Raw genomic sequence first — 20,702 nt, forward strand, 5'->3', positions numbered from 1 at the left:
GACGTTTACGCCACAAAACACTATTTGATCATCTAAGGATTGATCAAATATTCTGACTCCTGAATCCTGAATTCTTAGTTTTTACTAATGTCCTTTAATGCTACAATGGCCATTCCACATAGATATAAAGCAAATATTAATTTTTTTAGATAACTGCTAAAAATAACAGGAGTTATTCAAAACAGTTGATAATATTTAATTATTGCTCAATCACTCACACCACATCTGTATGTTAGAAAACTAAATTTCGGTATCATTTAGGAAGATTTATTTTGCTCATGTTTGGGATGTTCTACAAATAGCCAGTAGCTAATATAGCTATTAGTAAGTCCTGTCAGTAACAAAATACTCAGTCCAGCAATTAAACTCGTAATCATAATATTTACCTCATAATTAAGAAGTCAGGAGTCAGGAGTCAGGAGTCAGAATATATATTTCTGGAAGATCCTGATATTTTTTAATTGTCAATTGTCAATTGACAATTTTCAATTGATTAACCTTGTTCGACTAACCAATCAAAAATCTTTTCTAACTGTTGTAAATCTATCAAACCATATTGCCAAAGCAGCATGGGAATGGGACCTTGATCAAATTCACGATGTCGCAAAGCAACAGCAATATCAGCTTTTGAAAGTGACAGTTCACTATGTATAAATTGCAATAATTTCTTATCGCTGTTACGGTTTACCATAAGTTGACGTTCAAAATATCAAAATAGACACAGATTTACCTGCTAATTTCACTCCATTACAGAATAAAATATGTCAGAAAAATTGGAGATTTAGCAGATGGTAAAAAATAAGTGAAACCTAAGCTTAGGTTAATTGTCGTAATTATGCAAGTGAAATTGTGAGTGAACAATAACTTTGACTATGACAGAAGATAAATTAAATTTGCATCTTGAATTTACTTCTGATATTGTGGTGATTAAACCTGAGATAAGTCGTGAATTGTATCACTCACATCGGTTTTGAGAATTAGCCATTATAACCGCAGTACCAACAACTTTCTAACCATTCCACTAATTCCTCACGAGAAGCTAAAAATTGCATGATGGTATTTTGCACAATCACTGCCTCTTTGAAGCTATTAATTTGCACTCTTAAAGAACCATCCGGTTCACAACTACAGGCAATCATTAACTCTTGCAAGCGGTGAAAAATTTCCGAGCGATCGCTCAAAGGAATTTCCAAAAATTGTTCACCTAAAGCCAAAAAGTTACCATTCAAGGACATAAATTACTGCTCGTTGATAGGCAAAGTTTACAGTTTTCTCATATAGCAGGAGTCAGGAGTCAGGAGGAAAACGCTTTTGTCGAGAAAATTCCATCCTCAATTTGTGAACTACCGATATTTCCATTGCTATACATCATCTTGTTGATGATTTTTGAGAGTTTTAACTTGTTGTTCAAGTTGTTCAATGCGGGAAAGTAAAGAACGAATTATACCTGCTTCCACATCGGGTAATTTTCCATGTTCTAAAGGAGAAATGCGTTTTTTCTGTTTTTGGGAAATAATGCGCCCAGGAATACCAACCACGGTAGAATCAGGAGGAACATCACGTAAAACGATAGAACCTGCACCGATCCGCACGCGATCGCTAATTTGAATATTTCCCAAAACTTTCGCACCTGCACCCACAACCACGTTATTACCTAAAGTGGGATGACGTTTACCGCTTTCTTTCCCTGTTCCACCGAGAGTTACACCTTGATAAATGAGTGTATAATCGCCGATAATGGCAGTTTCACCAATAACCACACCCATCCCATGATCGATAAATACACCTTTACCAATTTTTGCACCTGGATGAATTTCAATACCTGTAAAAAATCGTCCCCAATGAGAAATTAAACGGGGAATAAAACCCACTTTACGAATGTGTAACCAATGGGCGAGACGATGTAAACAAAGAGCATGAAAACCAGGATAACAAAAGATAACTTCTAACCAATTTCGTGCGGCTGGATCACGCTCAAAAATGATGCGAAAATCACTCATTAATGGCTCTAAAAAATCGCCAGAGAGTAGATTTTTCCGCGAGTCTGTATTTGCAGCTTGGGTTTTGAGACTGTCTAGAGACTGTTGCATCGGTACTGTCTGGTTAAGAGAGCCATGTTGTGTTTTTCTGCTTATATCAGGTGACTCGAAAGCAGAGAAAATCCCAGCTACCGATTAGATTTATTGAATTTATTAAGATTGTACTCAATAGGTTTAAACCCCTATTTAACAGATATTTAACACAAATTTACATTTTCTGTTGGGGTAGGGGTACTAGCTTTTTAGCACAGGGGTACGGGTATTTTTGGGGTTAGGTTTGAGGTTTTTTGTACTCAATTAAATCTATTTGCCTGTGAGAGTTACAGCGATTTAGGCAAGATATTTTGAGATATATTAAGTTGTACTCAGTTGATGAGAAAAGTTGTGTTAATGACGGAAAATAAAGGTTTTATGTATTTGCTGTTACTATTATTAGTGTAGAGTTTTGGTAGTCAAAAGACCGATTTCTTTATTTTGTTTTAGGATTTTATTTTCTGTAGGGGGGAATACAAAATAGCAATAGGTAGGAATAAAAGTTGAGTGATCAGAGAATTTTACTTAGTATTGGTTATGTTCTTATGTTATAATTGTCAGAATCAGGATGTCCAGGATTAGAGGATTTACAGGATGAGAATATTAAATATCTTGTGAAAATTATGGTATAATCTAAAAAATAATCAACACCACAAGACTTATGCTAAAAACAGTCGAAGGTATTTATCGAGACGGACAGATTGAATTTACCGAAATTCCCGAAAATGTCAATAATAGTACCCAGGTTCTCATTACTTTTCTCGATCCTGGTAAAATTGAACCTAGCAAGATACGCCAATTAATTGAGCATTTGGAAACTATTGCTGGTATTCAGCAGGGTTTTGAAGAACTCAACAGTGGCCAAACTCGTCCTCTTGCAGATTTTATTCAGGAAATGCAACAGAAATATGACATTTCAAGTTGAAATTACTCCAATTGCGGAAAAACAGATTGAGCAAGCATATCGTTGGTATCGAGAACGTAATCCTGAATTTGCTGATACCTGGTTTCGAGGATTGATGAATGCTATTGCTACTTTACAAGATAAACCCCAGCGTTGTGCTTTGGCAGTTGAACATGAGATTTTTCCAGAAGAAGTTCGTCAATTGCTTTATGGTAAATCTAAAAATATTTACAGAGTGATGTTTACAATTAGAGACAATATTGTATCTGTTTTATATGTTCGCCATGCGGCTCAAGCACCTATGACAGTTGATGATTTAGAAGATTTAATTTAATTTTGTTCTACTTAAATAATGTCCTATTCCACCTGCTTGACAACCTCCAAAGGTAAATCTAGCACTTCTGCAATTTGTTCATCACTTAAACCAAAATACCTTAATTTATCAATTTTTTCTATCTGAGTTTTATTCTTTTTCCGATGTTTGAATTTAGGATGAATAGAATTATTTTTATCTGATTTATTTTTAGGATTTTTACAGCTAATTTTTATACTACCTTTTCCAAATATATTACTATTATTATCACCGATATTATCACCGAAAGAAATATTTATATTTCCCTGTCGTTCCAGAACAGATTTAAGATTTCAGTTCATAACCTACATCCTTTGCATGACCGGCGCTACAACCACATTCTTCAGCAATATCAGCATACTTTTGATGATTGAGTGAACCTTCAATTACTGCACGTTGTATGTCGTTCAGATGCTCACCTGTGTTGAGATAAACAGCGTCATCCACAAATTGTAGTAGTTCGTGAATCTGCATATTGAGGAATGTAAAGATACATCACTGATTTTAGCAGCCTTTATCCGTATTTATTGGTTTTTGCTGGTCTTTTTTTGTAATTTTTTTTGTAATAGGGGCGATCGCTATAGCTATGACATCTCATAGCATATCAATAAATCTTTCAACATCAATATGAGCTTGTTTTAAGATATGGGCGAGAGTAGAGCGTTTAACAGTTTTATGGGCGGGAACTGTCAACTTGAAGACCTCATCATTTAGTTGTTTTTCTAATCGAATGTGGCTACCGCGTTGACGAACTACAATCCATCCATCTCGTTCTAGAGCAGCTATGATTTTATGGTATGGAAGACTAGGAACTTTAGTCATAGAACCAACTCTCTGACAATCATACCTTCCCTCAAGGAAAATTCATTTTCTATAGGTTCAAGATATAACTCTATAGCTTCTTGAATATTTGCTAATGCCTGATCAACATTTTCCCCTTCACTGATACAACCAGGTAAGGAAGGGACATAAACAGTATAACCACCTTCATCACTAGGTTCTAAGATTACTTTTAGTTTCATATTTTTAGATCCATATATGGATTTTGTAAACTGTTGCTTTGATTTTAGCAAATCAGAATGTAACTCGATACAGGTAATTTTAGCAGACTTTATCCGTCTTTGTTGTAAATCTGCTGTAAAAGTGACAAGCAACGAACAGTGGCTAAATTACTCAAAGGTGAGGTATCGCTAATAACAATCATAACCAGCCTTTTGACCGTAAATGTTGAATATCTTCCTGTAACTCAGCTACATCATAATGAATACATATTCCCCGTTGGGCAAGTAATTTTTGAAACTTAATTTGATTCATTCCTATGATTTCACTAGCTTTACCCAAGCTGATTTTTTCTTGCTGGAATAACATAATTACAATTTCTAGCAAAAGTTGATTTTCTGATAAACCACTAGCTTTGACGACTTCATCCGAAATTATCATGATTGCTTTTGTAAATTGTTGCTTTGATTTTAGCAAATAGGAATCTAACTGGATACAGGTAATTTTATCAGACTTTATCCGTATTTATCCGTCTTTTTCCGCCTTGTGTTGTGAATTTTTTTTGCTATCCGCTTTTTTCCGCTTTTCAGGTTTGAGTGTGTGGTGTAGAGTAGTTAAGAATAGATGCAAGTTTGAAATTTGAAAACCCTATTAGAGAGTGGATATCAATATGATCAATAATTTCTTCGGACAATTAGTAGTATTTTTCGTAGGCGCAGCAGCTTTTTGGTTAGCTTTATGGCTTCTTGGTTTCATTGTTGAATTTATTCCAGCTATATTTGGATTTTAATAACTACACAAAAAATAGTAATGATCAGAAAATTTTGGCGTTTCATTATTGTAATCCTAATAATATGCTCATTGCTATTATTGGATAATTTAGAATCCAGAGCAGAATCTATAATAAATAACAAGACACTGGATATTCAGAATTCACAAACTCATGTGAGATCGACTGAAGTTGACAATTATCAAAATCAACGCAGTAGAATAAACAATAATGATAATTATCCTGTATTTGAATCTTATTATGACATTGTAGGTATAGATGGTTTTAATAAAGGCAGATTTGCTGGTTACTGGGTAGGTAAAAAAATCAGGGAATATGCTTGTGAACAATTCGATTTTTTAGAATGTAATACAAGGAGTTATATAGAAAATGAATAAATATAATGTCATTGCTTACATCATTAACGCTCTAATACTTTTTTTGCTTTCCTTTGCTTCAACTATTTTTTCGAGAAAGTACAATTTTAGATCATTGATGACAGAAGCTTTTAAACCGAAAACTGACTTAGAGGTTGATGAGAAGATACAACAAGAATCTCCTTCAGATTCAAAATTGAAACAAGAAAATATTACACAAGAAAAAGAATTAGATATTAGTAAAATAGAACAAGAATCTCCTCTTGAGTTAGTTTTGATGAAAGAAAATTCATTAGATCAGGAAAATTCAATCATTGATGGAGAAAGTAAAATTACATCTATCAATGAATTAATTAAGGATAGATATTTTTGGGGCGAAGTTATTCGTCTTTTTATAGTTATTTTAATTGGGTTTACAATAATTAGGTCTGTTCAATGGTAGTAATAAACATTAGTGAATAGTGAGTAGTAAGTAGTAAGTAGGTTGGGTTGAGGAACGAAACCCAACACATATTTTCTCACAATATTCATAGGAGTTTAACATAGGTTAATGGTGTAGTATCAACTTAATTCAAAATGGCTTATCTGTTAGCTTCCATACCCGCCCAGAAATGAATTTCTGGGCTAATAACCAAAGTAAACTAAAGTTTACTAGATTTTTTCTCTATTTAGTCATCTAAAGATGACTTTTGCTATGAGCAAGGAAATTCATTTCCTTGTGGGATAAACCCCTTCTTTATCTTTTAATATTCATACATCGTAACCATTGACCATCAATACTAAATTGTTCTAGATGTAAAATAGCTGAAAATATGACATAATTAAAAATATAATTGACCTGACAGGATAACCAATAATGACCATAGTTAACCTACAAATTCCCTTTGAATCATTAATTACTGCAATTTCATCCCTCAAGTTAGAAGAAAAGCAGAAACTTCTAGAACTGCTTGAAGAACAACTTTTAGAAGATGAAGAAGATTTAATAGAGCAAAATACCCAAATTATATCCGAAATTGCAGAAGCTCGAAAGGCTTATCAAAATGGTGATTATCAAACGATTCAAGAATATATTGCTAATAGAAATACTCAACCTTTATGAGTTACAAAGTTATTATACCTAAACCGGTGCAGAAACAACTTGATAATTTACAAAATGATGTATCTGCTAGAGTTTTAGAAAAAATTTTATCTCTAGCTGAAGATCCGCGTCCATCTGGAGTGAAAAAACTCAAAGGATTTGATAATGAATATAGAATTAGAATAGGAGATTATCGAGTTCGTTATGAAATTGATGATCAAACTCTCACTGTTATAGTTCTTCATTGTCTACATCGTAAAGATGTTTATAAACAATGATCTTATGTTATCAGATTTTCTCGATGATTTAAAAAGTGCTGACTTAGTTGGTATTTCCTTAAATCCTCAAACCCTGGGATTACATCTTGACTTTACCTTTGGTCCTGAAGCTGATGATGTCGCTATTGAACTTGACCACATTATTCACCTAGTTTTTTCCCAACCTCTAAATACAGATGATGAGGATATTTGTTTTTGGGTAGGAGAAGTTGAACTCAAAAAAATTGAAGATGATATTCAGAAATATTTATCTAAATCCTATCCATTTGTCAATCAAAATAAAGTAGATAATACCAGTTTAGAATCACCAATTTATTTTCATTTGCAAGGAGATATTTGTTTAGAGGTTGTTTGTAAAAATTATAAAACTTTTCAACAGGTAAGAAATTAAGTTTTTATCCAAATTAACTCGCTTTTGATTCCAATTCTTCAATTTCCGAGATATCTAATATATTAATAGGTGGATGGTTTGGAAATTCAACAACAAGACGCAACTCACCACCCATCTCAGTAATATACTTTCGCAAAATTGCAAGCATTAAATCAGTACGATTTTCCATTTGAGAAACAGTTACTTCTGACATTTGTTCCTGAGTGAGTTTAAGTGCTAATCTCAATTGTTGTCGTGCCATTTCTTCAGCAATTAGCAACTTAGATTCTTCTTCAATTTTTTGTCGTCTTTCTGGTGATAACTGTTCTAATTTTTCCTTTAAAGTTTTCCCCATTGTTTTATCCTTTCTTTTCTTCTGATTGTTTTTTTAGTTGAGCTAAATGTGCATCAAATCTAGCATCAGCAGTTTTGATCAGTTGCTTATAAAAACGACTTTCACTTCCACCTGATTTATCACCTGCAACTAATAATATAGCATTCCGTCTGGGGTCGAATGCAAAGGCCACACGCCAAACACCATCTGCTGCTTTAAACCTTAATTCTTTCATATTGCTATGGCGCGAACCATTGAGAGTATCAACATGAGGCCGCCCTAATTCAAAACCAAAAGTTTCTAGTAAACTAACACGGGCAAATAACTTATTTTGCACATCCTCTGGTAAAGCATCAAATTCAGGTTCAAAATCTTCATGAAATTCGACAGTACAACTCATTAATTCTACACTCAAAGACGGAAATATTCAATATTATAATTGCTCATGCCTTCCTTTTTTGAATAATCTAGTTACTAATTTACGACTCAAATTTTTGTCAAACAGCAATTTCAATTAGCACCTACCGCAGCAACTAAACGATGTTCACGATCAGCAGCAAATTCTAAACAAGCTCTAATATCTGCTTCCGTTAATTCAGGAAAATCCTCTAATATTTCTGTATAAGACATCCCAGACGCTAACCAACCTAAAACATCATAGACTGTAATTCTCATCCGGCGAATACAAGGTTTACCACCCCGTTTATCTGGTTCAATGGTAATGATATCTTGATAGCTCATATTATTTACTCTATCTTACTCTATACCATTTTAACATCTAGGGAGCGAGATGCAAATAATAAACAAGCTCGAAAAAATGTCTTATTTGTTGGCTTCCACACCCGCCCAGAAATGAATTTCCGGGCTAATAGTCAAAGTTTACTAAAGTAAACTATAGATTTGTGCGCGTTTTCAGTCATCTTTAGATGACTTCTGCTATGAGACTGGGAATTCATTCCCAGTCGGATGATCGGTTTTACGTTAAGTTGACACCAATGAGCATTGCTTAACTTTTATTCGCTGCCCAAATAATAGCAGTATCTTGATATTCTTTAAACATTGGATCAGCCGTAATAATTGTCATATCCTCCATTTGTGCCTGAGCTATTAACATTCGATCAAAAGGATCTTTATGATGTAAAGGTAAAGTCGCTGTTCTGAGTGCATGAGAAGCTGTAATTTCCAAATATTTCGCACCTAACCGCACCATGCGACTAGAAATGTAACTATCTATTGGTTCTGGTAATGGTAACTTACCGTTGCCTGCGGCGGGCGAAGCCATCGCCACTTTTATTCCCATTTCCCACACACTAGCAACAGAAAGCCATAGTTCGTTGTTTTCATCAGCTATCTGTGCGATCGCCTCTTCATTTAAACGCTCTGGTTCAACAAACCACCATAACCAACATTGAGTATCCAATAAAAATTTCACTCTTCACTACCCTCAAATGCTGCCAAAATATCATCTGGTAAGGGCGCATTAAAGTCTTCTGGTACTACAAAAAGTCCTTTATCTTGCCCTAAACTGTCACGTCTATTAGATGAGACACTAAAAGGAACTAGCTTGGCCACAGGAACACCCCGGTTAGAGATGATAATTTCCTCACCCAGTTCTACACGAGATAACAGACGTGAAAGATTTGTTTTAGCTTGATGGATATTGACAGTTTCCACGGCTTTTTAGCTAAGTTTATAAACTAAGTTTAGTACCATTTTCAAATTATTTCAAGATATACTAACTTTGCGCCTTTGCTTCTACCCTGCGGGATCTCCTGACGGAGATTGCGCGAAACTTGACTCAATGTGTAATTGCGATCGCAATTTTCCCCACAGTCCTTTCACCCTCACTATACCGATGGGCTTCTGTTAATTCTTGTAACGGATATGTGCGATCAATCACAGTCCGCAATTTACCCGCTTCAATTAACTCCTTCAAATAACCCAAATCCTGACTATTCGGCTTTTCCAAGACAATTTTCGCCTTTTGCCCAGGAAGAAACGCCGTTAAAACACTCTGTAGAATTACCTCTGGTATAGGCAAAGTTGATACATAAATTCCATTTGGCGTTAAAACATTTCTGCAATTAGAAAACGAACTTTTAGCAACCGCATCAAAAATGATATCGTACTGCACATTACCTTTTGTAAAGTTTTGTTGCGTATAGTCAATAACTAAATCTGCGTTCAAAGACCTCACCAAATCCAAATTTTTAGCACTGCAAACACCAGTCACTTCAGCACCTAACGCCTTAGCAATTTGCACCGCAAACACCCCTACACCGCCCGAAGCACCGTTAATCAATACCTTTTGACCTGATTTGATATTTCCCAAATCTCGCAGGGATTGGAGAGCCGTTAACGCTGCTAATGGGACGGTGGCAGCTTCCTGAAAACTCATGTTAGTAGGTTTAGTAGCTGCTAAATTTTCCGGGATGGCTGCGAACTCTGCATAAGCACCCCCAGGAAAGCTGGTACTGCCATAAATAGCGTCACCTCCTTTAAAGCGCGTCACCTGTGAACCAACTGCCACCACTTCTCCAGCGACATCAAAACCGAGAATAAGAGGAAATTTGTTTCCAGTCAAAATGCTTAACATTCCTTTGCGGGTTTTCCAGTCAATAGGGTTAACACTACTAGCGTGAACCTTCACCAATAGCTGATCAGGTTTGATTTTTGGTTGTTCCACCTCTTCATATTGCAAGACTTCAGGAGAACCATAACGACGTATCACCATAGCTTTCATAAAAATTCCCATCCTTATATATTTGTTTGCCATAATTACAGTTTAGCGATTGCGCGTAGCGCAGCGCCGTAGGCGATCGCCAAAAGTTCAACAAGACTTATTTACTGTTACCTGTCACCTAATTTGAGATTATTTTTCATTCCCTATTCCCTATTCATAAACATTCAGTCGTCAGCATTCAGCCATTAGCAAAAATCATAAAAAACACAAATATTAGTCTGTAAATTTCCTTATGAAAAAGCTGTGAAACCTAGACAAATTATGAAAAACTTTCAAGGCTTATAATTTCACCAACCTGTATATTTACATCTCTAAGCTGATTACTGATTACTGATAGTTGATTACTTATTTCTATTCCCTCCCTTAAACAAAATAAGATTACTTGCAAATTATCTGCATTAAGACTATAGTATTATTAAACCATGACAGCCTTCAGCTAAAATCGGGAGCATCCCAAATGTGTAAGTTTATTTTTTGTCTGAGGTTAAGACATAAAATGAACTAACCACGAAGGAGCGAAGGACACGAAGGTAAGAAGAAAGAAGAGAGTTTTCAGGGAGCATTCCAAATGTGTAAGTTGATTTTGATCTCACGGAAAAAATGATCTAAGGGACTGATATGATTGAACCGCAAAGGACGCAAAGGACACAAAGGTAAGAGAGTTGAAGAGATTTTTTGGTGTTGCTGCGGTTATTTTTTCAAAATTGGGATGCTCCCGCTAAAATCTAACGACTCGCTGAAAGCTGATTGCTGATTGCTTACCGAAAACTTAAAAGAATATAAACTGCATTTTTATCTGAAAAAAAATGCTATTGTGGATACAGAATACAATAGGCATCTTTCCGACTTAGTAAAACTTTAGTAAAACGGCTGTAAATGGAGCTTAAATCCTGAAATTCCTTATATATTAAGACTTTCAGAAGAAATAGAGTAGGATTTGAGTACATTGTAAATGTAAGCGAAAATTCAATAATATTTTATCCAAACCCTGACAGAGATTGGGTTTTGAATGAGTACAAAGAAATCCTGAACCCCAGTTTATAAATACTCGTACCCCAAGCAAAAAATACTAGCACCCATACCCGAAAAAATATTATTTAATTAATGTAATCCTTGCAGAGATAGGGAATTATAGAACTGAGTACAAACATAATAAATCCAATAAATCCTATCCTAGAGATAGCAAAAAGCCATATAAAAAGTGCTGCTATAAATCATTTATCGCCAATCACTTAACGCTCCTTAACAAATCAACAGCGAAAAGTGAGTGGAGGGATGAGATAGCACCATGCCTGAAGTGAAAGGAAGTCGCGGCTGTACCCATCTACCCAAAACCCAAAGTTAACACACACCAGCCAAACTTCAAGGATTGATTGCCCGATCAATTTTGGATTTTAGATTTTAGATTTGGGATTTTGAATTAAATGTCACCAAAATTTAGAATCTATCATAAATTACCAAAATTGATATTATTGCCAAATTAACCCTTGGGGGCAAAGAGAGTATAAACGCGACTTCAGTTCATAGGCATTGGAAGGAGCAACGGCATCTCCCACAGTGGCCATCTAGTCCACCGACGTTTGCGAAATTCAATGACACTACCGGCTACAGGACTCCTCACCTCCTCCGAACAGGAACCCAATCTCAAAGCCAAATCTGGTGGTTGCGGTTGCGATAGCAGCACAGCACCAGAAATGGACGAAAAACTCAAAGCACGCATCGCCAACCATCCTTGTTACAGCGAAGAAGCGCATCACCATTATGCACGGATGCACGTTGCCGTTGCCCCAGCTTGCAACATTCAATGTAACTATTGTAACCGCAAGTATGACTGCGCTAACGAAAGTCGTCCGGGGGTAGTCAGTGAGTTACTGACACCAGAAGAAGCTGCACATAAAGTATTAGTTGTAGCGAGTAAAATTCCCCAAATGACAGTTTTGGGAATAGCTGGACCTGGCGATCCTTTAGCAAACCCCGAAAAAACATTTCGTACCTTTGAGTTGATTGCAGATAAAGCACCAGATATTAAGCTTTGTTTATCAACCAACGGTTTGATGCTACCAGAATATATTGATCGCATCAAACAATTAAATATAGATCACGTTACCATCACCCTCAACACCATTGATCCAGAAATAGGCGCACAAATTTATTCTTGGGTTCACTATAAACGCAAACGTTATAGAGGTGTAGAAGGTGCGAAAATTCTGCTAGAAAAGCAGATGGAAGGATTGCAAGCTTTAAAAGAAGCTGACATTTTGTGTAAAGTTAATTCTGTGATGATTCCCGGAATTAATGATCAACACTTGGTAGAAGTTAACAAAGCAATTCGTGAAAAAGGTGCATTCCTGCACAACATCATGCCGCTAATTTCTGCCCCAGAACATGGTACACATTTTGGTTTAACTGGTCAACGTGGACCAACCAACAAAGAACTGAAAGAAGTACAGGATCAATGTTCTGGTAACATGAAAATGATGCGTCACTGTCGCCAGTGTCGTGCCGATGCGGTAGGATTATTAGGAGAAGACCGCAGCCAGGAATTTACTAAAGAGAAATTCTTGGAAATGTCCCCAGAATATGACTTAGAAAAACGTCAAGAAGTACAGGAAGGAATTGAGAAATTTAGAGAAGAAATCAAACTAGCAAAAGAGAAAGTTAAGGCTGAAAAACAAACAGCTACTAAGGAAAAAATTCTCGTTGCAGTTGCTACTAAAGGCGGTGGTTTAGTTAACCAACACTTCGGACACGCGAAAGAATTTCAAGTTTACGAAGTTGATGGAAATGAAGTTCGTTATGCAGGACATCGCCGAATTGATCAATATTGTCAAGGTGGATACGGCGAAGAAGCAACCGCAGAGAATATAATGAAAGCAATTGCAGATTGCAAAGCGGTTTTAGTTTCCAAAATTGGCAACTGTCCTAAAGAGAAACTGCACGCAGCCGGCATACAGACTGTTGAAGCTTACGATGTAATCGAAAAAGTTGCTTTAGAGTTTTACGAGCAGTATGTAAAGGCGAAACAGTAATGAATATTTAGGAAGTCAAAAGTCAAAAGTTTGAAGAATACTGTTCTTTTTACTTCTCACTTTTGCCTTCTCTATTCACCCATTACTACAGCCCAAAACCTCAAAGGAGAATAATCATGGCTTACACAATTACTAGCCAGTGTATTTCCTGTAATCTTTGTGTGTCTGTATGTCCTAATGGTGCAATTCAAGAAGTTGAAGGTAAGCACGTAATTGATTCTGAAAAGTGTACAAACTGTGCTAATACTATTTACACTGTTCCTCAATGTAAAGCAGTTTGTCCTACAGCTAGTGGTTGTGTAGAAGAATCAAAAGATTATTGGGAAATGTGGTTTGCTACTTATAACCGCGTGATTGCAAAATTAACCAATAAACAAGATTATTGGGAACGCTGGTATAACACTTATTCCCAGAAATTAGCGGAACAATTGAAAAAACAACAAGCAGTGATTTAGGTGACAGGTGACAGGTGACAGGTGACAGTAAAGAAGTTTTTAGCAATTACCAATTACCAATTACCAATTACCTATCACCAATTACCCAAATCCAATAAACAATAAATCATAACTAAGTAAATAGTGAGTGAAATGTTAAAGAATTGCATCTATCTCGATAATAATGCAACTACAAAAGTAGATCCTCAAGTTTTGGAAGCTATGCTACCTTACTTGACTGACTACTATGCTAATCCTTCTAGTATGCACACTTTTGGCGGTCAATTAGCTAAAGATGTGAAAGTGGCTAGAGAAAATGTTGCAGCTTTATTGGGAGCAGAAGATTCATCGGAAATTGTCTTTACAAGTTGTGGTACTGAAGGTGATAATGCTGCTATTCGTGCGGCGTTATTAGCTCAACCAGATAAACGCCACATCATCACTTCCCAGGTAGAACATCCCGCTGTTTTAAATGTCTGCAAACAATTAGAAACTCAAGGTTATCAAGTTACTTATTTGTCTGTTAATAGTAAGGGACAAATAGACTTGAATGAGTTGGAAGCTTCTCTCACTGGCAACACTGCTTTAGTAACAGTAATGTATGCCAATAATGAAACCGGCACAATTTTTCCAATTGAAGAAATTGGTGCTAGAGTAAAAGAGTATGGAGCTATCTTTCACGTTGATGCAGTACAAGCGGTAGGTAAAGTACCCTTGAATATGAAGACCAGCACAATTGATATGTTAACAATATCTGGTCATAAAATTCACGCTCCCAAGGGTATTGGTGCTTTGTATGTGAAACGTGGTGTGAGATTCCGTCCTTTCTTAATAGGTGGACACCAAGAAAGAGGACGTAGAGCAGGTACAGAAAACGTTCCTGGAATTATCGCTTTAGGCAAAGCTGCGGAACTGGAACTGTTACACTTAGAAGAGGCGACAAAGAGAGAAAGAAAATTGCGCGATCGCCTCGAACAAAGTTTACTGGCTAAGATTCCTGATTGTGCAGTAAACGGTGATGTAAATAATAGATTGCCTAACACTTCTAACATCGGTTTCAAGTATATTGAAGGTGAAGCAATTCTGTTACTTTTGAATAAGCATAATATTTGTGCTTCCTCTGGTTCTGCTTGTACTTCGGGTTCTCTTGAACCATCTCACGTTTTACGAGCAATGGGTTTACCCTACACTACTTTACATGGTTCAATTCGTTTCAGTCTTTGTCGCTACACCACTGAAGAAGAAATTGATCAAGTAATTGCAGTAATGCCAGAAATTGTTGAAAGACTACGTGCATTATCTCCCTTCAAAAATGATGATGCAAGTTGGTTACAACAACATGGACAAACTTTAGTAAATCGGTAATAGGTAATGGGTAATGGGTAATGGGTAATAGCAAATATATTGTTTCAATTACCAATTACCAATCACCAATCACCAATTACCAATCATCAATCCAAAATCTAAAATCCAAAATCCAAAATCCAAAATTAACTATGTGGGACTACACTGAGAAAGTATTAGAATTGTTTTACGAGCCTAAAAATCAAGGCGCAATTGAAGATAATCATGAACCTGGTGTAAAGGTTTCTGTGGGTGATGTAGGAAGTATCGCTTGTGGTGATGCTTTAAGATTACATTTAAAAATTGAAGAAGCAACTGATAAAATTCTTGATGCTCGTTTTCAAACCTTTGGTTGTACCAGTGCGATCGCTTCTTCTAGTGCTTTAACTGAAATGGTTAAAGGTCTAACTTTAGATGAAGCTTTGAAAGTTACAAATAAGGAAATCGCTGCATATTTGGGTGGTTTACCTGAAGCGAAAATGCACTGTTCTGTTATGGGTCAGGAAGCTTTAGAAGCTGCTATCTATAACTATCGTGGCATTCCTTTAGCGGCACATGATGACGATGATGAAGGTGTCCTAATCTGTAGTTGTTTTGGAATAACTGATGCTAAGATCAAGAAAGCAGTAAGACAGAATAACCTCTTCAGTGCAGAACAGGTAACAAATTATGTAAAAGCTGGTGGCGGATGCGGTTCTTGTTTAGTGAAGATTGATGATATAATAAAGGAAGTTAAGCAAGAGTACGAGAAAGAACTCGCAAGTACAAATGGCTCAACAGCTAACAAAGAAATTTCCACAGTAGGGCAACAAAAACCATTAACTAATGTTCAAAGAATCGCCCTAATTCAAAAAGTATTAGATGAAGAAGTCAGACCCGTTTTAATTGCCGATGGGGGAGATGTTGAACTTTACGATATTGAAGGCGATAAGGTGAAAGTAATTCTTAAAGGTGCTTGTGGTTCATGTCCAAGTAGCACTGCAACTTTAAAGATTGCGATTGAATCAAGATTACGCGATCGCGTCAACAAAGACATCATTGTTGAAGAAGTTTAGTCACAATTGATAATTGACAATTGACAATTGACAACTAACAAACCAGTAATTCTTACAACCTAATAAACACTATGAACACAACACTAAATTTATGTTTGGTAGAGCGATCGCCTCCATAACCTGGGACGCTCTATTACACGCTCACTGCCGTAGATACAAGGCGTGAGAAACCAACAAACAAAAGACCAGTAAACCACTAATACTAGGAACTAGGAACAATGAGCGACGAAAAAATTAGACAGATAGCATTCTACGGCAAGGGCGGTATCGGTAAATCTACCACCTCTCAAAACACCCTCGCAGCTATGGCTGAAATGGGTCAACGCATTCTGATCGTAGGTTGTGACCCCAAAGCTGACTCTACTCGTTTGATGCTTCACTCTAAGGCTCAAACTACAGTATTACACTTGGCTGCTGAAAGAGGTGCTGTAGAAGACCTCGAACTCCATGAAGTAATGTTGACTGGTTTCCGTGGTGTTAAGTGCGTTGAATCTGGTGGTCCAGAACCCGGTGTAGGTTGTGCAGGTCGTGGTATTATCACCGCTATTAACTTCTTGGAAGAAAACGGTGCTTATCAAGATTTAGACTTCGTTTCCTACGACGTATTAGGTGACGTTGTATGTGGTGGTTTCGCTATGCCTATCCGTGAAGGTTAAGGGGGTTGTTTAGGGTTTTTGTTGGTGCTATTGTTTGATGATTTTTGTTTTTTTGTTCCCTATTTTTGCCCTGGGATTTTTTGGGTAAATGGGGTTTTGGTTGGGGTTTTATGGTTTGGTTTTACCCTATTTTTTACCTTGTGTCAAGGGGGATACAGGATTTTTGATATATGTGTTACCTCACGCAGAGGAAGCAGAGGGAAAAATATTAAGTTTTTATACATTTGCGAGCAAAGTTATAATATCAAAATTATTCTGTATAATATGCTATTATTACGTTACTTTTAATTATATGTCTAGTCTTAATCTCAAACCAACTCACAAACCTATTAAGCAATATTACGAAGAATTAGAAAATTTTAAAAGATTGGGTGTGGTTCATGAAACTGCGGTAAAAGTTGCTTTTCAAAAGTTGCTTGAGTTTTGCTGTCAGCAGTTTAAATGGACTCTGGTACAGGAGTATGCTATTACCAGATCAAAAAGAAAACCTTTAAGGGTTGATGGTGCTTTAGTTGATGATTTTAATTTACCCCGTGCTTATTGGGAAGCGAAAGATAGTAAGGACAATTTAAAAAAAGAAGTTCAGAAAAAAATAGCGGTTGATTATCCTAAAGATAACATTATTTTTCAACAACCAGAAAGGGCAATTCTTTACCAAGATGGTAAATTAGTAATGGATGAAGATATTACCAAACCCCAAAACTTAGTAGATGTATTGCGACAACTTTTTGAATATTGCTACCGTTGTTGCTATGTTTGCTGAAGGAATGAGAGATCAGGAAATTTTAGCAGCATATCCTGACTTAGAAATAGAGGATCTTCAGGAAGCTTTACATTATGCAGCACAAGCATTAAGAGAAAGAGAATTACCCTTATTAAGCGCATGAAATTTATAATTGATAATGAAAAATGGTATAATAATTATATTCTCAAGGATGATACTCATGGAAACACAAGAACTTAAAACTCTGATTCAAGAAACTGTAAGAGAAACAATGCTAGAAGTATTAAAGAAAGAAAGACTTGCTCTTTGTTTAGCTTTGATACCTCGTGTTAGTGACAGGGAAATGCAGGAAATTCAAGAACAATTTGGATCACCTTCAGATTATGATCAGGATGAATTTATCAATATGACGGATTGGGTGCGAAATGGAACTAAACTTCAGTAAAAATGCGCTGAAATTTCTCAAAAAACTTTCAGATAAAGATACGGAGAGGGTACGTAATAAGATATTGCAACTGTTAAACTCAGTTGAAGAATCTGGTTTAGTACCATCTGGAGAACTTGATATAAAAACATTAGAAGGAGAATGGCAAGGGTTTTTAAGAATGCGGGTAGGTAAAATTAGGATTATTTTTACAGTTGATATAGAACAAGATCAACTACAAATTTATGATATAGGCTTTAGAGGTGATATTTATAAAACTTGAAAATATCAACAAAAATTAATTCCTATGGAACAAGGGTAAAAATGAAAAAATCATTTCCTCATCACTTCACTATTGAAATAGAACAAGAAGATGATGGACGTTGGATAGCAGAAATTTTAGAAATACCTGGTGTTTTAGTTTATGGTTCAACTCAACAACAAGCAATATCTAATGTGCAAGCTTTAGCTTTACGAGTAATTGCTGATAAGTAAAAAACAGGATTACAACCAGAGGATTTATGAAAAAAGCAAAAATCTACTATGCGCGAATGGATGAATTTTGGACAAAGGAAGAAAAGTTAAAATATTTAGAAAACCTTAACTGGTATGATGTTGAATGGCAAGAAATTAAACCAGATAAAAATAATAATTGGTTAACTCAAGGTTTAGAAGATGATTTTGATAGTTTTATAGCAATTGGTAATCAAAATGCTAAAGCTGCTGTTAATCAAAATCAAGAAGTAGTATTTAAACTATTTAGTTTAGGTGTTAATACCAGTCGAAATTCTTGGGTTATTAATCATGATACTAAAATATTAGAATCTAATATAATAAAAACGATTGAAATTTACAATGAGCAGGTAATGAAATGGAAAAATCGAGATCATTCCTGCACAAATATTGATGATATTATTATTTATGATGAAACTAAAATTAACTGGAGTAGTACCCTTAAAAATTATCTTAAAAGAGGTATATTAAATAAATATAGTTATGATCAGATTCGTAATTATATTTATCGTCCTTTTTGTCATCAATATTTATATTTTGATAAAATATTAAATGATCGTCGTGGGCAATTTCCCTTAATATTTCCAACTTCTGAAACTGAACAAGAAAATCAGGTAATTTGGCTCAAAGTAGGAACAGAAGTTCCTATGTTTGCTCTTTGTGTAAATCATATTCCTGATTTATTACCTCAAGGTGGTTCTCAATGTTTCCCATTCTACACTTACGATGAAGACGGAACAAACCGCCAAGAAAATATCACAGATTGGGCATTAAAACAATATCAAACCCATTACCAAGATACCACAATCACTAAATGGGATATCTTCTATTATATCTATGCAGTGCTGCATCATCCCCACTACCGGGAACGTTACGCTGCGAACCTAAAAAGAGAACTTCCCCGTATTCCTTTCGCGCCCGAATTTTATCCTTTTGTCATAGCAGGAAAAAGACTAGCAGAAATTCATATTAACTACGAACAACAACCAGAATATCCCCTTAAACATCTGGAAAATAAAGATTTACCCATTGATTGGCGAGTAGAAAAAATGCGCCTTTCTCAAGATAAAACCCAAATCAAATATAACGAATTTCTCACATTAACAGGAATACCACCAGCAGTATTTGAATATCGTTTAGGCAACCGTTCCGCCTTAGATTGGATTATCAACCAATATCAAGTTACTACAGATTACCGTAGCGAAATCACAAATGATCCCAATCGTTTGGAAGATGAAGAATATATTGTCAGGTTAATTAAACAGGTAATTACTGTGAGTTTAGAAACAGTGGAAATAGTTAATAATTTACCAGATTTAGGTTTACCGAAAGACTGATATTAACATTATCGCATTTATGGTGTGTGGGTTGTCGGTGCAATCGCTTTTTGGGTGTTGTGGTTTGTGAATGTGCGATACCTTCCGTCAGCTACGCTAACGCATTTACTGGATCAAAGTAAGTAATTTTATGCTACAATTAACATAGAATATATATTTTTGAGTATTATCAGTTCCAAGATAAGGAGATAAAAATGCAAATTACAATTAAGCCAGATCAAGAAAAATACATTCTTGAAAAATTACAAGTAGGTAAGTATAAAAATGTTGATGAGTTATTATCCGCAGCTTTTCAACTTTTAGAACAACATGATGAAAAAGAAAAGCAACTTAGTGAATTAAGACGAAAAATTGCTGAAGGAACAAAACAAGTTCGTCAAGGTGAAGTAATTGAAGGTGAATTAGTTTTTCAACAATTACGAGAAAAGTTAAATTCTGTGGAGTTAATATAATGCAGAACTCAATATCTAATCACTTAACTATTGAAATTGAACAAGAAGAAGATGGACGTTGGATAGCAGAAATTTTAGAAATTCCTGGTGTTTTAGCTTATGGTTCAACTCAACAACAAGCAATATCTAATGTACAAGCATCAGTTTTGCGAGTAATTGCTGATAAAATTAAAAATTCAGAAATGTACTGGGTGAAATAATTCTCATCTTTAATGTAACATACAGGGGTTTTGTTCTTTGTGCCTAAAAAAATTCGAGAACTAAAAGCTAAACTATTAAAGGCTGGCTTTACTTACAGACCAGGTAAAGGAAGTCATACAGTTTGGAGTCATCCCAGTTTATCCTATAGTTTGATATTATCAGGGAAAGACGGAGCAGACGCAGATCATTATCAAGAACGTGATGTAAGAAATGCCCTCAGAGACTTAGAAAATTTAGATAACGAGGAAGAGTAA

The 20,702-nt window shown here is 35.6% G+C and carries 33 protein-coding genes and 1 pseudogene; 21 read left to right on the forward strand and 13 right to left on the reverse strand.

The window, feature by feature from the left end; genetic code table 11:
* Positions 1 to 493 precede the first annotated feature (493 nt).
* The 3 genes from K2F26_RS20830 to cysE form a co-directional block, all read right to left on the reverse strand.
* Positions 494 to 691 carry a DUF2949 domain-containing protein gene (locus tag K2F26_RS20830; RefSeq protein ID WP_220609314.1) on the reverse strand — a complete coding sequence of 66 codons (198 nt, stop codon included), beginning with the start codon at positions 689 to 691 and terminating at the stop codon, positions 494 to 496.
* A 286-nt stretch (positions 692 to 977) separates the two neighbouring features.
* On the reverse strand, positions 978 to 1,235 hold the full coding sequence (locus tag K2F26_RS20835; RefSeq protein WP_194060009.1) for an Asr1405/Asl0597 family protein: 258 nt from the start codon (positions 1,233 to 1,235) through the stop codon (positions 978 to 980).
* Positions 1,236 to 1,361: 126 nt separating this feature from the next.
* The gene (gene cysE, locus K2F26_RS20840; protein ID WP_194060008.1) at positions 1,362 to 2,090 is read right to left on the reverse strand and encodes a serine O-acetyltransferase; all 729 of its coding nucleotides are present in this window, start codon (positions 2,088 to 2,090) and stop codon (positions 1,362 to 1,364) included.
* 643 nt (positions 2,091 to 2,733) lie between these two features.
* Here cysE and K2F26_RS20845 point away from each other — a divergent pair.
* Both K2F26_RS20845 and K2F26_RS20850 read left to right on the forward strand, forming a co-directional pair.
* The gene (locus K2F26_RS20845; protein ID WP_194060007.1) at positions 2,734 to 2,997 is read left to right on the forward strand and encodes a hypothetical protein; all 264 of its coding nucleotides are present in this window, start codon (positions 2,734 to 2,736) and stop codon (positions 2,995 to 2,997) included.
* On the forward strand, positions 2,981 to 3,310 hold the full coding sequence (locus tag K2F26_RS20850) for a type II toxin-antitoxin system RelE/ParE family toxin (protein WP_220609315.1): 330 nt from the start codon (positions 2,981 to 2,983) through the stop codon (positions 3,308 to 3,310). Before K2F26_RS20845 ends, K2F26_RS20850 begins: the two co-directional genes overlap by 17 nt.
* Positions 3,311 to 3,613: 303 nt before the next feature.
* Here K2F26_RS20850 and K2F26_RS24975 read toward each other — a convergent pair whose 3' ends face one another.
* The 4 genes from K2F26_RS24975 to K2F26_RS20870 form a co-directional block, all read right to left on the reverse strand.
* A complete protein-coding gene (locus K2F26_RS24975; protein WP_246605438.1) occupies positions 3,614 to 3,802 on the reverse strand; it encodes a helix-turn-helix domain-containing protein in 189 nt (62 codons plus the stop codon).
* Between the two features lie 120 nt (positions 3,803 to 3,922).
* On the reverse strand, positions 3,923 to 4,150 hold the full coding sequence (locus K2F26_RS20860; protein ID WP_220609316.1) for a type II toxin-antitoxin system HicA family toxin: 228 nt from the start codon (positions 4,148 to 4,150) through the stop codon (positions 3,923 to 3,925).
* Positions 4,147 to 4,350 carry a type II toxin-antitoxin system HicB family antitoxin gene (locus K2F26_RS20865; protein WP_220609317.1) on the reverse strand — a complete coding sequence of 68 codons (204 nt, stop codon included), beginning with the start codon at positions 4,348 to 4,350 and terminating at the stop codon, positions 4,147 to 4,149. The genes K2F26_RS20860 and K2F26_RS20865 overlap by 4 nt, the downstream gene beginning before the upstream one ends.
* Before the next feature lie 178 nt (positions 4,351 to 4,528).
* The gene (locus tag K2F26_RS20870) at positions 4,529 to 4,768 is read right to left on the reverse strand and encodes a UPF0175 family protein (protein WP_220609318.1); all 240 of its coding nucleotides are present in this window, start codon (positions 4,766 to 4,768) and stop codon (positions 4,529 to 4,531) included.
* A gap of 429 nt (positions 4,769 to 5,197) precedes the next feature.
* On the opposite strand from K2F26_RS20870, the gene K2F26_RS20875 reads away from it, so the two are divergent.
* The 5 genes from K2F26_RS20875 (at position 5,198) to K2F26_RS20895 (ending at position 7,223) form a co-directional block, all read left to right on the forward strand.
* Positions 5,198 to 5,494, forward strand: a complete 297-nt coding sequence (locus tag K2F26_RS20875) for a hypothetical protein (RefSeq protein WP_220609319.1) — start codon at positions 5,198 to 5,200, stop codon at positions 5,492 to 5,494.
* Positions 5,487 to 5,915: a hypothetical protein gene (locus K2F26_RS20880; protein ID WP_220609320.1), complete on the forward strand. Its 429-nt coding sequence runs from the start codon at positions 5,487 to 5,489 to the stop codon at positions 5,913 to 5,915. The genes K2F26_RS20875 and K2F26_RS20880 overlap by 8 nt, the downstream gene beginning before the upstream one ends.
* A 414-nt stretch (positions 5,916 to 6,329) precedes the next feature.
* Positions 6,330 to 6,575: a hypothetical protein gene (locus tag K2F26_RS20885; RefSeq protein WP_220609321.1), complete on the forward strand. Its 246-nt coding sequence runs from the start codon at positions 6,330 to 6,332 to the stop codon at positions 6,573 to 6,575.
* Positions 6,572 to 6,832: a type II toxin-antitoxin system RelE family toxin gene (locus K2F26_RS20890; protein WP_220609322.1), complete on the forward strand. Its 261-nt coding sequence runs from the start codon at positions 6,572 to 6,574 to the stop codon at positions 6,830 to 6,832. The genes K2F26_RS20885 and K2F26_RS20890 overlap by 4 nt, the downstream gene beginning before the upstream one ends.
* 4 nt (positions 6,833 to 6,836) lie before the next feature.
* A complete protein-coding gene (locus K2F26_RS20895; RefSeq protein WP_220609323.1) occupies positions 6,837 to 7,223 on the forward strand; it encodes a hypothetical protein in 387 nt (128 codons plus the stop codon).
* Between the two features lie 13 nt (positions 7,224 to 7,236).
* On the opposite strand, the gene K2F26_RS20900 is transcribed toward K2F26_RS20895, so the two are convergent.
* The 6 genes from K2F26_RS20900 to K2F26_RS20925 all read right to left on the reverse strand — a co-directional run bounded on the left by K2F26_RS20900 (position 7,237) and on the right by K2F26_RS20925 (position 10,279).
* Complete coding sequence (locus K2F26_RS20900; RefSeq protein ID WP_137667205.1) at positions 7,237 to 7,557, reverse strand: transcriptional regulator; 321 nt, start codon at positions 7,555 to 7,557, stop codon at positions 7,237 to 7,239.
* A gap of 4 nt (positions 7,558 to 7,561) precedes the next feature.
* Positions 7,562 to 7,936, reverse strand: a complete 375-nt coding sequence (locus K2F26_RS20905; RefSeq protein WP_193942352.1) for a type II toxin-antitoxin system RelE/ParE family toxin — start codon at positions 7,934 to 7,936, stop codon at positions 7,562 to 7,564.
* A gap of 110 nt (positions 7,937 to 8,046) precedes the next feature.
* Entirely contained in the window at positions 8,047 to 8,277 is a 231-nt protein-coding gene (locus K2F26_RS20910; RefSeq protein WP_220609324.1) for a DUF433 domain-containing protein, read from the reverse strand.
* 265 nt (positions 8,278 to 8,542) lie between these two features.
* Positions 8,543 to 8,968, reverse strand: a complete 426-nt coding sequence (locus K2F26_RS20915) for a type II toxin-antitoxin system VapC family toxin (protein ID WP_220609325.1) — start codon at positions 8,966 to 8,968, stop codon at positions 8,543 to 8,545.
* Entirely contained in the window at positions 8,965 to 9,210 is a 246-nt protein-coding gene (locus K2F26_RS20920; RefSeq protein ID WP_096568597.1) for a type II toxin-antitoxin system Phd/YefM family antitoxin, read from the reverse strand. Before K2F26_RS20920 ends, K2F26_RS20915 begins: the two co-directional genes overlap by 4 nt.
* A 124-nt stretch (positions 9,211 to 9,334) precedes the next feature.
* Entirely contained in the window at positions 9,335 to 10,279 is a 945-nt protein-coding gene (locus tag K2F26_RS20925; RefSeq protein WP_220609326.1) for an NAD(P)-dependent alcohol dehydrogenase, read from the reverse strand.
* Positions 10,280 to 11,871: 1,592 nt separating this feature from the next.
* Between K2F26_RS20925 and nifB the strand changes: the two genes are divergently transcribed.
* The 14 genes and pseudogenes from nifB to K2F26_RS20995 all read left to right on the forward strand — a co-directional run bounded on the left by nifB (position 11,872) and on the right by K2F26_RS20995 (position 20,702).
* Positions 11,872 to 13,308 (forward strand): nitrogenase cofactor biosynthesis protein NifB, encoded by a 1,437-nt coding sequence (gene nifB, locus K2F26_RS20930; RefSeq protein WP_220609327.1) that lies wholly within the window; start codon positions 11,872 to 11,874, stop codon positions 13,306 to 13,308.
* Positions 13,309 to 13,424: 116 nt separating this feature from the next.
* Positions 13,425 to 13,763: a 4Fe-4S binding protein gene (locus tag K2F26_RS20935; RefSeq protein ID WP_194059989.1), complete on the forward strand. Its 339-nt coding sequence runs from the start codon at positions 13,425 to 13,427 to the stop codon at positions 13,761 to 13,763.
* 132 nt (positions 13,764 to 13,895) lie between these two features.
* Positions 13,896 to 15,107: a cysteine desulfurase NifS gene (nifS, locus tag K2F26_RS20940; protein WP_220609328.1), complete on the forward strand. Its 1,212-nt coding sequence runs from the start codon at positions 13,896 to 13,898 to the stop codon at positions 15,105 to 15,107.
* A 131-nt stretch (positions 15,108 to 15,238) separates the two neighbouring features.
* The gene (nifU, locus tag K2F26_RS20945) at positions 15,239 to 16,141 is read left to right on the forward strand and encodes a Fe-S cluster assembly protein NifU (protein ID WP_220609329.1); all 903 of its coding nucleotides are present in this window, start codon (positions 15,239 to 15,241) and stop codon (positions 16,139 to 16,141) included.
* Positions 16,142 to 16,359: 218 nt separating this feature from the next.
* A pseudogene (locus K2F26_RS20950) lies at positions 16,360 to 16,794 on the forward strand (AAA family ATPase); the annotation flags it as partial.
* A gap of 295 nt (positions 16,795 to 17,089) precedes the next feature.
* Positions 17,090 to 17,560, forward strand: coding sequence for a hypothetical protein (locus K2F26_RS20955; RefSeq protein ID WP_220609330.1), 471 nt, complete (start codon positions 17,090 to 17,092; stop codon positions 17,558 to 17,560).
* Between the two features lie 4 nt (positions 17,561 to 17,564).
* The gene (locus K2F26_RS20960; protein ID WP_246605439.1) at positions 17,565 to 17,684 is read left to right on the forward strand and encodes a DUF433 domain-containing protein; all 120 of its coding nucleotides are present in this window, start codon (positions 17,565 to 17,567) and stop codon (positions 17,682 to 17,684) included.
* Positions 17,685 to 17,741: 57 nt separating this feature from the next.
* Complete coding sequence (locus tag K2F26_RS20965) at positions 17,742 to 17,966, forward strand: hypothetical protein (protein ID WP_220609332.1); 225 nt, start codon at positions 17,742 to 17,744, stop codon at positions 17,964 to 17,966.
* On the forward strand, positions 17,947 to 18,228 hold the full coding sequence (locus K2F26_RS20970) for a type II toxin-antitoxin system RelE family toxin (protein WP_220609333.1): 282 nt from the start codon (positions 17,947 to 17,949) through the stop codon (positions 18,226 to 18,228). Before K2F26_RS20965 ends, K2F26_RS20970 begins: the two co-directional genes overlap by 20 nt.
* Before the next feature lie 41 nt (positions 18,229 to 18,269).
* On the forward strand, positions 18,270 to 18,440 hold the full coding sequence (locus tag K2F26_RS20975; protein WP_220609334.1) for a type II toxin-antitoxin system HicB family antitoxin: 171 nt from the start codon (positions 18,270 to 18,272) through the stop codon (positions 18,438 to 18,440).
* A gap of 26 nt (positions 18,441 to 18,466) precedes the next feature.
* Complete coding sequence (locus tag K2F26_RS20980; protein ID WP_220609335.1) at positions 18,467 to 19,795, forward strand: type ISP restriction/modification enzyme; 1,329 nt, start codon at positions 18,467 to 18,469, stop codon at positions 19,793 to 19,795.
* Positions 19,796 to 19,989: 194 nt separating this feature from the next.
* On the forward strand, positions 19,990 to 20,247 hold the full coding sequence (locus K2F26_RS20985; protein ID WP_220609336.1) for a type II toxin-antitoxin system ParD family antitoxin: 258 nt from the start codon (positions 19,990 to 19,992) through the stop codon (positions 20,245 to 20,247).
* The gene (locus K2F26_RS20990; protein WP_220609337.1) at positions 20,247 to 20,447 is read left to right on the forward strand and encodes a type II toxin-antitoxin system HicB family antitoxin; all 201 of its coding nucleotides are present in this window, start codon (positions 20,247 to 20,249) and stop codon (positions 20,445 to 20,447) included. The genes K2F26_RS20985 and K2F26_RS20990 overlap by 1 nt, the downstream gene beginning before the upstream one ends.
* 39 nt (positions 20,448 to 20,486) lie before the next feature.
* Positions 20,487 to 20,702: a type II toxin-antitoxin system HicA family toxin gene (locus K2F26_RS20995; protein ID WP_127053912.1), complete on the forward strand. Its 216-nt coding sequence runs from the start codon at positions 20,487 to 20,489 to the stop codon at positions 20,700 to 20,702.

Source organism: Sphaerospermopsis torques-reginae ITEP-024, from assembly GCF_019598945.1.
Lineage (GTDB): Bacteria > Cyanobacteriota > Cyanobacteriia > Cyanobacteriales > Nostocaceae > Sphaerospermopsis.